Genomic DNA, 9,691 nt, shown 5'->3' on the forward strand with positions numbered 1-9,691 from the left:
AGAGTTCTGGACACGCGTCCAAACGCGTACCGTACGGGCCATGACGCACTCCGATGTCGTGGTCGTCGGCGCAGGCCTGGCCGGCCTGGTCGCCACCGCCGAGCTGGTCGCCTCCGGGCGCCGGGTCACGCTGCTCGACGCCGAGCCCGCCGCGAGCCTGGGCGGCCAGGCGTTCTGGTCGTTCGGCGGCCTCTTCCTCGTCGACACCCCTGAGCAGCGCCGCCTCGGCGTCAAGGACTCCGCGGAGCTCGCGCTCGCCGACTGGCTGGGCTCGGCCGACTTCGCCGACGACGGGTCCGACCGCTGGGGCCGCGCGTGGGCCGAGGGCTTCGTCGACTTCGCCGCCGGGGACATGCGGTCGTGGCTGCACGCGAAGGGTGTGCGCTGGTTCCCGCTGGTGCAGTGGCCCGAGCGCGGCGGCTACCTCGCCGACGGGCACGGCAACTCGGTCCCGCGCTTCCACGTCACGTGGGGCACCGGGCCGGGCATCCTCGAACCGTTCGTCCGGACGCTGCTCGACGCGCGCCGCGACGGGCTGGTCGACGTCCGCTTCCGGCACCGGGTGACCGACCTGGTGACCACCGACGGCCGGGTCACGGGCGTGCGCGGCGACGTGCTGGCCCCCGACGAGGCCGAGCGGGCCGTGCCGAGCTCGCGCGAGGTCGTCGCGCCGTTCGAGCTCACCGCGAGCGCGGTCGTCGTGGCCACCGGCGGCATCGGCGCCAACCACGACCTCGTGCGCGCCACGTGGCCCGCGTCCGCCGGCCGCCTGCCCCAGCGCATGCTCTCCGGCGTCCCGGACCACGTCGACGGCTCGGGCATCGCCGCCGCGAAGACGGCCGGCGCCGCGGTCGTCCACGAGGACCGCATGTGGCACTACCCCGAGGGCATCACCAACCACTCGCCGGTGTGGTCGCAGCACGGCATCCGGATCCTGCCCGGGCCCAGCAGCCTGTGGCTCGACGCCGACGGCCACCGGCTGCCCGTCCCGCTGTTCCCCGGCTTCGACTCCCTCGGCGCGCTCCAGCACATCACCGCGCGCGGCGACGACCACTCGTGGTTCGTGCTCGACAAGACGATCCTCGGCTCCGAGTTCGCGCTGTCCGGCTCGGAGCAGAACCCGGACCTGACCGGCAAGGACATGAAGCTGCTGCTGGAGCGGGTCAAGCCCGGCGCGGTCGGACCGGTCGAGGCGTTCGCGGAGAAGTCCGACGAGTTCCTCTGGGCCGATACCCCGGCCGAGCTGGCCGCCAAGATGAACGCGCTGTCCGGCACCGACCGCATCGACGCGGACGCGCTGGAGCGCACGATCGTCGCCCGGGACCGGCAGGTGGAGACCGGCCTGGGCAAGGACCTGCAGGTGGTGGCCACCGCGATGGCCCGGCGGTACATCGTCGACAAGCTGATCCGGGTGGCCAAGCCGCACCGCCTGCTCGACCCGGAGCACGGGCCCCTGCTCGCGGTCCGGCTCTCGGTCCTCACGCGCAAGACCCTCGGTGGCCTGCACACCGACCTCGAGGGCCGCGTGCTGCGTCCCGACGGCCAGGTGCTGCCGGGCCTGTGGGCGGTCGGCGAGGCCTCCGGGTTCGGCGGCGGCGGGGTGCACGGTCACCGCGCGCTGGAGGGGACGTTCCTGGGCGGCTGCCTGTTCACGGGCCGGACGGTGGGCCGGGCGCTGGGGGCGTAGGCCGGCACGGACGTGGCCGCACCGGCCACGTCCGAACGGCGCGCTCCGGATGCCTCCCACCTGGACCTACGGATAGGTTCGGGACGTGACACCTCCCTCCGTGCCGCTCGGCACCTCCGTCGGGCGCATCCCGATCGTGGACGTCTCCCCCGTCGCCGAAGCCGGGCGGTTCCCGGCCAAGGCCGTGGTGGGCGAAGCGGTACCCGTGCGGGCGACGGTCTTCCGCGAGGGGCACGACGCCGTGGCGGCCACCGCCGTCCTCACGGACCCGTCCGGCGTGGACCGCGCGAGCGCCCGGATGGTGGACATCGCCCCCGGTCTGGACCGCTTCGAGGCGCGCCTGGTTCCGACGAGCGTCGGGGACTGGACGTTCCGCGTCGAGGGCTGGTCGGACCCGTACGGCACGTGGGCGCACGACGCCGAGATCAAGGTCGAGGCCGGCGTGGACGTCGAGCTCATGCTCACCGAGGGCGCGCTGCTGCTGGAGCGGGCCGCGGGCCGCACGGGCACGAAGGCGATGCACAGCACCGGGGCCCAGGTGCTGCTCGACGCCGCCGCGGCGCTGCGCGACGTGCACCGCAGCCCGCACGAGCGGCTCGGGGCCGGGCTGTCGGCCGCGGTCCACTCGGCGCTCGCGGAGACGCCGCTGCGCGACGCGGTGACCCGCTCCGCGCAGTACCCGCTGACCGTGGACCGACCGCTCGCCCTCGCCGGCGCCTGGTACGAGATCTTCCCCCGCTCGCAGGGGGCGCGGTACGACCCCGAGGTCGGGGCCTGGGTGTCGGGGACGCTGCGGACCGCGGCGCTCGACCTCCCGCGGATCGCGGGGATGGGCTTCGACGTCGTCTACCTGACCCCGGTGCACCCGATCGGCGCCACGCACCGCAAGGGTCGCAACAACTCGCTCTACTCCGACCAGGGAGACCCGGGCTCACCGTACGCGATCGGCTCGCCCGCGGGCGGCCACGACGCGATCGAGCCCACGCTGGGCACGTTCGACGACTTCGACCGCTTCGTCGCCGCGTCCCGCGCGCTCGGCATGGAGGTCGCGATCGACATCGCGCTGCAGTGCTCGCCCGACCACCCCTGGGTCACGGCGCACCCGGAGTGGTTCACCACGCGGGCGGACGGCACCATCGCGTACGCGGAGAACCCGCCGAAGAAGTACCAGGACATCTACCCCCTGAACTTCGACAACGACCCCGAGGGCATCTACACCGAGATCCGACGGGTCCTGCAGGTGTGGATCGACCACGGCGTGACGCTGTTCCGCGTCGACAACCCGCACACCAAGCCGCTCGACTTCTGGGCGCGGATCCTCGAGTCCGTGCGGGCCGACCACCCCGACGTCATCTTCCTGTCCGAGGCGTTCACGCGGCCGGCGATGATGCAGACCCTGGCCAAGATCGGGTTCCACCAGTCGTACACGTACTTCACCTGGCGCAACACGAAGGACGAGATCACCGAGTACCTGGCCGAGGTCTCGGGTGATCAGGGCGCGTGGATGCGGCCCGCCTTCTGGCCGACGACGCACGACATCCTGCCCCCGTACCTGCAGGCCACGGGCGTGCGGGGCTTCGCGGTCCGGGCCGTGCTCGCCGCGCTCGGGGCTCCCACGTGGGGCATCTACTCGGGCTACGAGCTGGTCGAGGACGTGCCCCGCCCGGGCGTCGACGAGCAGATCGACAACGAGAAGTACGAGTTCAAGCCGCGCGACTGGTCCAAGGCCGACGCCATCGGCATCAACCTGCTACTGGGGCGGCTGAACGAGCTGCGCCACGCGCACCCGGCCCTGCAGCAGCTGCGCAACCTGCGGGTCCTGCCGACGTCGGACGACGCCCTGGTCGCGTTCTCGAAGCACCTCGACGCCGAGCACTCCCCCACGGGACGCGCCGACACCATCGTCGTCATCGTCAACCTCGACCCGTGGAACACCCGCGAGGGCTCGGTCCAGCTGGACCTGCACGCGCTGGGCCTCGACCCGGGCCGGCCGGTGGTCGCGCACGACGTCCTGTCGGAGGAGACGTACGAGTGGGGGCCGTCGGTCTACGTCCGGCTCGACCCGATGATCCGCGCCGCGCACGTGGTGCACCTGGTCGCGCCGTGACCACGCCGGACACCCCCGTGGGCCGGCACGCCCGCGAGCCGGCGCCAACCACGGCGCAGATCGTGCTGCCGGGCCGCCGACACCCGGCCCTGCCCCACCCGGCGCCGGAGGCCGGCGGCCTGGTGGCGGACCCCGAGTGGTACCGGACCGCGGTGTTCTACGAGGTCATGCTCCGCACGTTCTCCGACTCCTCGGGCCAGGGCAGCGGTGACCTGCGCGGCCTCATCGACCGGCTCGACTACCTGCAGTGGCTCGGCATCGACTGTCTGTGGCTACCGCCGTTCTACCCGAGCCCCCTGCGCGACGGCGGGTACGACGTCGCCGACTACACCGCGATCGCCGGTCAGTACGGCACCATGGCCGACTTCACCGAGCTGATCGAGCAGGTGCACGCGCGCGGCATGCGGATCGTCGTCGACCTGGTGATGAACCACACCAGCGACCAGCACCCGTGGTTCCAGGCGTCGCGCTCGGACCCGGAGGGCCCCTACGGGGACTTCTACGTGTGGAGCGACGACAACACGAAGTACCAGGACGCGCGCATCATCTTCGTCGACACCGAGACGTCCAACTGGACCTTCGACCCCGTCCGGCGGCAGTTCTTCTGGCACCGGTTCTTYGGCCACCAGCCGGACCTCAACTTCGACAACCCGCGCGTGGTCGAGGCGATGCTCGACGTGGGCCGGTTCTGGCTGGGCATCGGCGTGGACGGCTTCCGCCTCGACGCCGTGCCGTACCTGTTCGAGGCCGAGGGCACCAACTGCGAGAACCTGCCGGAGACGCACGCGTTCCTGCGCAAGGTCCGCAGGATGATCGACGACGAGTTCCCCGGCCGGATCATGCTGGCGGAGGCCAACCAGTGGCCCGAGGACGTCGTGCACTACTTCGGCACCGAGGAGGAGCCGGAGTGCCACATGTGCTTCCACTTCCCGGTGATGCCGCGCATCTACTACTCGATCCGCGACCAGCGGGCCACGCAGATCGTCGACATCCTGGCCGACACGCCGCCGATCCCGAACAACGGCGCCCAGTGGAGCACGTTCCTGCGCAACCACGACGAGCTCACGCTCGAGATGGTCTCCACCGAGGAGCGCGCGTCGATGTACGGCTGGTACGCGCCCGACTCGCGCATGCGTGCCAACGTCGGGATCCGGCGCCGGCTGGCCCCGCTGCTGGACAACTCGCGCAAGGAGATCGAGCTCGCGCACGCGCTCCTGCTGAGCCTGCCGGGCAGCCCCTGCCTGTACTACGGCGACGAGATCGGCATGGGCGACAACATCTGGCTGCCCGACCGCGACGCGGTGCGCACGCCGATGCAGTGGACCCCGGACCGCAACGCCGGGTTCTCCACCGCCGACCCCGGCAAGCTCTACCTCCCGCTGGTCCAGTCGCTGGTGCACCACTACAGCCACACCAACGTCGAGGCGCAGCTGGCGCAGCCCACGTCGCTGCTGCACTGGGTGCACGGCATGCTCGCCGTCCGCCGGCAGCACCCCGCCCTGGGTGCGGGCGGCTTCGAGGTCCTGCCGTCCGACAACGACTCGGTGCTCGCGTTCTGCCGGCACACCGCGGACGAGACGATCCTGGTGGTGGCGAACATGGCCTCGACCGCCCGCGCCGCCACGATCACGCTCTCCGACCGAGCGGGCTGGGCTGCTCACGACGTGTTCGGCGGGGCGGACTTCCCGCCGGTCCGCGCCGACGGCTCCGCGTCGTTCACCCTCGGGTCGCGCGACTTCTACTGGCTGGAGCTGACTGCGCCGTGAGCCTGACCGCCCGCACGTCACCCGACGACGCGCGCCTGCTCGACGTGGTGCGCGAGTGGCTGCCGACCCGGCGCTGGTTCCCGGCCAAGGGACAGTCGACCGTCCTGTCGGCCGTCGCCTCCGTGGACCTCGCGCCCGAGGTCGTCGTGCTGCTGGTGCGGGCGCGGGCCGGCTCGATCGACGCCGTGCTGCAGGTGCCGCTGGTGCTCGTGGACGGCGACGTCGAGGGGGCGATCGGTGTCCTCGACGGTCGCGCCGTCGTCGACGGGGCCGACCACCCGGCGTTCCTGCGCGCGTGGCTCGCGGCCGCCGACGGCCCGGGCGCGGACGTCGACCTGTCCGCCGCCCGCGTGGTCTCCGGTGAGCAGTCCAACACCTCCGTGATCCTGCCGGGCGCCCGACCGGGCATCCTCAAGGTGCTGCGTGCCGTCGCCCCTGGCGAGAACCCCGACGTCGACGTCCCACGTCACCTGGTCGACGTGGGCTGGCAGCACGTKCCCGCGCCGCTGGCCTGGCTGCAGGCGGAGTGGCCCGGGCACGACGGCGAGCCGGTCACCGGCTACCTCGGCGTGCTCAGCGCGTTCGTGGACGCCGCCGAGGACGGCTTCGAGCTGGCGTGCGCGTACGCGGGGCGCGGCGAGCCGTTCGCGCCGCTCGCCGAGACGCTGGGCTCCATCACCGCGACGATGCACGACGCCCTCGTCCGCGCGTACGGCGTCGACCCCGCCGGCGAGGGGCCCGAGGAGGTCGCGCGCGCCGTCGCCGCCCGGTTCTCGTGGGCGCTGTCGGCGGTCCCGGCCCTGGTGCGCTTCGCCGACGGGGTCGCGGCCGTCGTCGCCGAGGTGCGCAGCCTGTCGTCGGCCCCGCCGCGCCAGCGCGTGCACGGCGACCTGCACCTCGGTCAGGTGCTCCGCTCGCACGAGACCTGGTTCATCATGGACTTCGAGGGCGAGCCCCTCGCTCCCCTCGCCCAGCGCACCCGGCCCGACCTGGCGCTGCGCGACGTCGCCGGCCTCCTGCGCTCGATCGACTACGCCGCGGCCGTCGGAGGACTGTCGGGGGCCGACGCCGACGCGTGGACGGGTGCCGCGCGCGCCGGGCTGCTCGCGGGGTACGGCACGACGGCCGACCCCGGCGCGGCCACCCTGCTGCGGGCGCTCGAGCTGGACAAGACCCTGTACGAGGCCGTCTACGAGTCGCGGAACCGACCGTCATGGCTACCCATCCCGATCGCCGGGCTGGAGCGCCTGGCGGGCTGATCAGGCCCCGGCGGTCACCTCGAGCGGCAGCTCCAGCGGCATCCGCACGCCCGCCTGCCGGGGCGCGAGCTCGCTCTGCAGCACCAGTGCCGCGGCACCGACGGCAGCGGCCTCGGGGGCGTTGGACGAGATGGTGACCCGCACGGCGTGGCTGCCGCGCGCGAAGAACGACTGCCCCAGGCGGCGCTCGATCTCCGGCAGGTACAGCGAGCCCGCGAGCGCGAACGCGGGCCCGGTGAGGATCACCAGCTCGAGGTCGAGCACGTTGGCCAGCGTCTGCGCGGCGACCCCGAGGTACCGCGCCGACCGCTGCAGCAGCTCCATGGGCAGGGCCTCGCCCCGGCTGGCGGAGCGGGCCAGCGACCCGAAGTTCTCGGCGACGTTGCGGCCCGCCAGCTCGAGCCCGGCGTCGCGSGCGGCGGCGACGACCGCGGCGGGGCCGGCCAGCGCCTCGACGCACCCGACGCTGCCGCACCAGCACCGCGGCCCGTCGAGGTCCACGCAGATGTGGCCGACCTCGCCGGCGTTGGAGCTGGAGCCGCGGTAGACCGTGCCGTCGACGATGATCCCGGCGCCGATGCCGGTGCCCATGTAGAGCGCGGCGAAGGCGGAGCCGGTCGCGATCCCGCCGGACCAGTACTCCCCGATGGCCGCGGCGGTCGCGTCGTTGTCCAGCAGGACGGGCAGCCCGATGGCGCCCTCGAGGGCCTCGGCGAGCGGGAACTCGGCCCACGCCTCCATCACGGGCGGCGTCAGCGTCATGCCGGTGGACGAGGAGATCGGCCCGGGCGAGACCACGCCGAGGCCCAGGATCCGGGTGGCGTCGACGCCGACGCGCGTGATGGTGGTGCGGACCTCCGCGGCGATGCGGGCGACCACCTCGCGCGGGTCGTCGGACCCGGCACCGGGCCGGCGCCACCGGGCGACGATCGCGCCGCCCAGGTTGGCGATGACGTACGTGATCCCGGCGTGGTCCAGGTGCACGCCGATGGCGTAGCGCGCCGAGGGGTCCAGCTGCAGGAGCATCCGGGGCTTGCCGCCGGTCGACTCCGCGCGGCCGACCTCGACCACGAGGCCGTCGTCGATGAGCCGGCGCACGACCGTGGAGATGGTGGCGCCGGTCAGCCCGGTCGCCCGCGTGAGCTCGACGCGGCTGATCGTGCCCGCGGCCCGGATGAGGTCGAGGATCGCCGACCGGCTGCTCGCGTGCGCGGCGCCGAGACCAGGCTGCGAGCCGCTCACACGTCCTCCTCCGTGGGGTGTCCCCCTCGTCGCACACCATAACGATCCGGGAACGGCAACGGACTCCCGAGACACGCCCGTTGACTTACTTTGTTCACTTGCCTAAGAATGCCACACGGGAGCACGGCTTCCCACCCCCGGGTGGCCCTGCCTCATCAGACCCTGGTCGGCACGCGGAGGTGCCGGCACGACGAGAGGATCAACGATGTTCCCTCAGAAGCGACGGACCCGTCTCGTGGCGGTCGCGGCCGCGAGCTCGCTGCTCGCCCTCACGGCCGCCTGCTCGGGCGGCGGGAGCGGCGGCGACGCCAACGACGACGGCACCCCCTCGGGCACGCTCAACGTCCTGACCTGGCGCACCGACCTGGTCGAGGACGGCACGTTCGACACGTACGTCGAGGAGTTCAAGAAGAAGTACCCCGAGGTCACCGACGTCAAGGTCGAGGGCGTCAAGGACTACGAGGGCACCGTCAAGACCCGGATGAACACCGACGACTACGGCGACGTCCTCGCCATCCCGGGCTCGGTCACCCCCGACCAKTTCGGCGACTTCTTCGAGCCGCTCGGCGACCTGGCGGAGATGCAGAAGGAGTACAACTGGCTCAACGACAAGTCCTTCGAGGGCAAGTCGTACGGCATCCCCGTCGTCGGCAACGTCCAGGGGATCCTCTACAACAAGCGCGTGTGGGACGAGGCCGGCGTCACCGAGTTCCCGACCACCCCGCAGGAGTTCCTCGACGACCTGCAGGCCATCAAGGACAAGGGCGTCGCCAAGGTCGCCCCGCTCTACACCAACTACAAGGACGGCTGGACGCTCTCGCAGTGGGACGGCTGGCGCGGGGCGGTGACCGCGGACCCGGACGCCCTCAACAAGATGGCGCAGACGGACACCCCGTGGACCGACGACTCCGACTACGGAGTCATCGACGGCACCATCTTCGACGCCGTCGCCGAGGGCCTCACCGAGGCCGACCCGACCACCACGGACTGGGAGGGCTCCAAGCGCCAGATCGGCGTCGGCGACATCGCCACGATGGTCCTCGGGTCGTGGGCGATCCCGCAGATGGCGGCCGCCGCCGAGGCCGCGGGCGCCGACCCCACCGACATCGCGTACATGCCCACCCCGGTGCAGGTCGACGGCAAGTTCCACACGGTGGCTGGCGGTGACTACAACCTCGGCATCAACGTGCACTCGAAGAACAAGGCGACCGCGCGCGCGTGGATCGACTGGTTCAACCACGACTCGGGCTACTCGGAGTCGCAGGTCGGCCTCTCACCCCTCGCCGACGGCCCGGTCCCCGACGCCCTCAAGAGCTTCATGGACAGTGTCGAGCTCATCACCATGAACCCGGCCCCCGAGGGCAAGGAGTCGCTGTTCGCGGACATCGACACCGCGTCGGGCATCGTCACCACGGACCCGAAGTACCGCCTCCAGATCATCGACGACGCTCGCTCCGGTGACCGCACCAAGGAGCAGATCTTCGACGACCTGAACTCCAAGTGGGCCAAGGGACGCGCCGACGCCGGCGCCTGAGCTCACCGCACCATGACGACCTCATCCTCCAGCTACGCCAGCCGGGCCACGGCCGTAGCGACGGAGCCCGAGCTGGCCCGCCCCACCCGGAAGGTT

At 72.4% G+C, this 9,691-nt stretch carries 6 protein-coding genes; 5 read left to right on the forward strand and 1 reads right to left on the reverse strand.

Going from position 1 to position 9,691, the window contains the following annotated elements; genetic code table 11:
* Positions 1 to 40 precede the first annotated feature (40 nt).
* The 4 genes from ACXJKG_RS03520 (at position 41) to ACXJKG_RS03535 (ending at position 6,819) form a co-directional block, all read left to right on the forward strand.
* Positions 41 to 1,687, forward strand: coding sequence for an FAD-binding dehydrogenase (locus ACXJKG_RS03520; RefSeq protein ID WP_456844376.1), 1,647 nt, complete (start codon positions 41 to 43; stop codon positions 1,685 to 1,687).
* A gap of 85 nt (positions 1,688 to 1,772) precedes the next feature.
* Positions 1,773 to 3,794, forward strand: coding sequence for an alpha-1,4-glucan--maltose-1-phosphate maltosyltransferase (locus tag ACXJKG_RS03525; RefSeq protein WP_456844377.1), 2,022 nt, complete (start codon positions 1,773 to 1,775; stop codon positions 3,792 to 3,794).
* Positions 3,791 to 5,560, forward strand: a complete 1,770-nt coding sequence (gene treS / locus ACXJKG_RS03530) for a maltose alpha-D-glucosyltransferase (protein ID WP_456844378.1) — start codon at positions 3,791 to 3,793, stop codon at positions 5,558 to 5,560. The genes ACXJKG_RS03525 and treS overlap by 4 nt, the downstream gene beginning before the upstream one ends.
* Positions 5,557 to 6,819, forward strand: a complete 1,263-nt coding sequence (locus ACXJKG_RS03535) for a maltokinase N-terminal cap-like domain-containing protein (protein ID WP_456844379.1) — start codon at positions 5,557 to 5,559, stop codon at positions 6,817 to 6,819. The genes treS and ACXJKG_RS03535 overlap by 4 nt, the downstream gene beginning before the upstream one ends.
* Here ACXJKG_RS03535 and ACXJKG_RS03540 read toward each other — a convergent pair whose 3' ends face one another.
* Positions 6,820 to 8,061, reverse strand: a complete 1,242-nt coding sequence (locus ACXJKG_RS03540) for an ROK family protein (RefSeq protein ID WP_456844380.1) — start codon at positions 8,059 to 8,061, stop codon at positions 6,820 to 6,822.
* A gap of 205 nt (positions 8,062 to 8,266) precedes the next feature.
* Between ACXJKG_RS03540 and ACXJKG_RS03545 the strand changes: the two genes are divergently transcribed.
* Complete coding sequence (locus ACXJKG_RS03545; protein WP_456844381.1) at positions 8,267 to 9,595, forward strand: ABC transporter substrate-binding protein; 1,329 nt, start codon at positions 8,267 to 8,269, stop codon at positions 9,593 to 9,595.
* The last annotated feature ends 96 nt before the right edge of the window (positions 9,596 to 9,691 follow it).

The sequence above is a fragment of the Cellulomonas sp. P5_C6 genome (assembly GCF_054049635.1).

Excerpts from the sequence above, each read along its gene's own strand:
- ACXJKG_RS03520 (WP_456844376.1), top strand. The coding sequence starts at position 41 with ATGACGCACTCCGATGTCGTGGTCGTCGGCGCAGGCCTGGCCGGCCTG.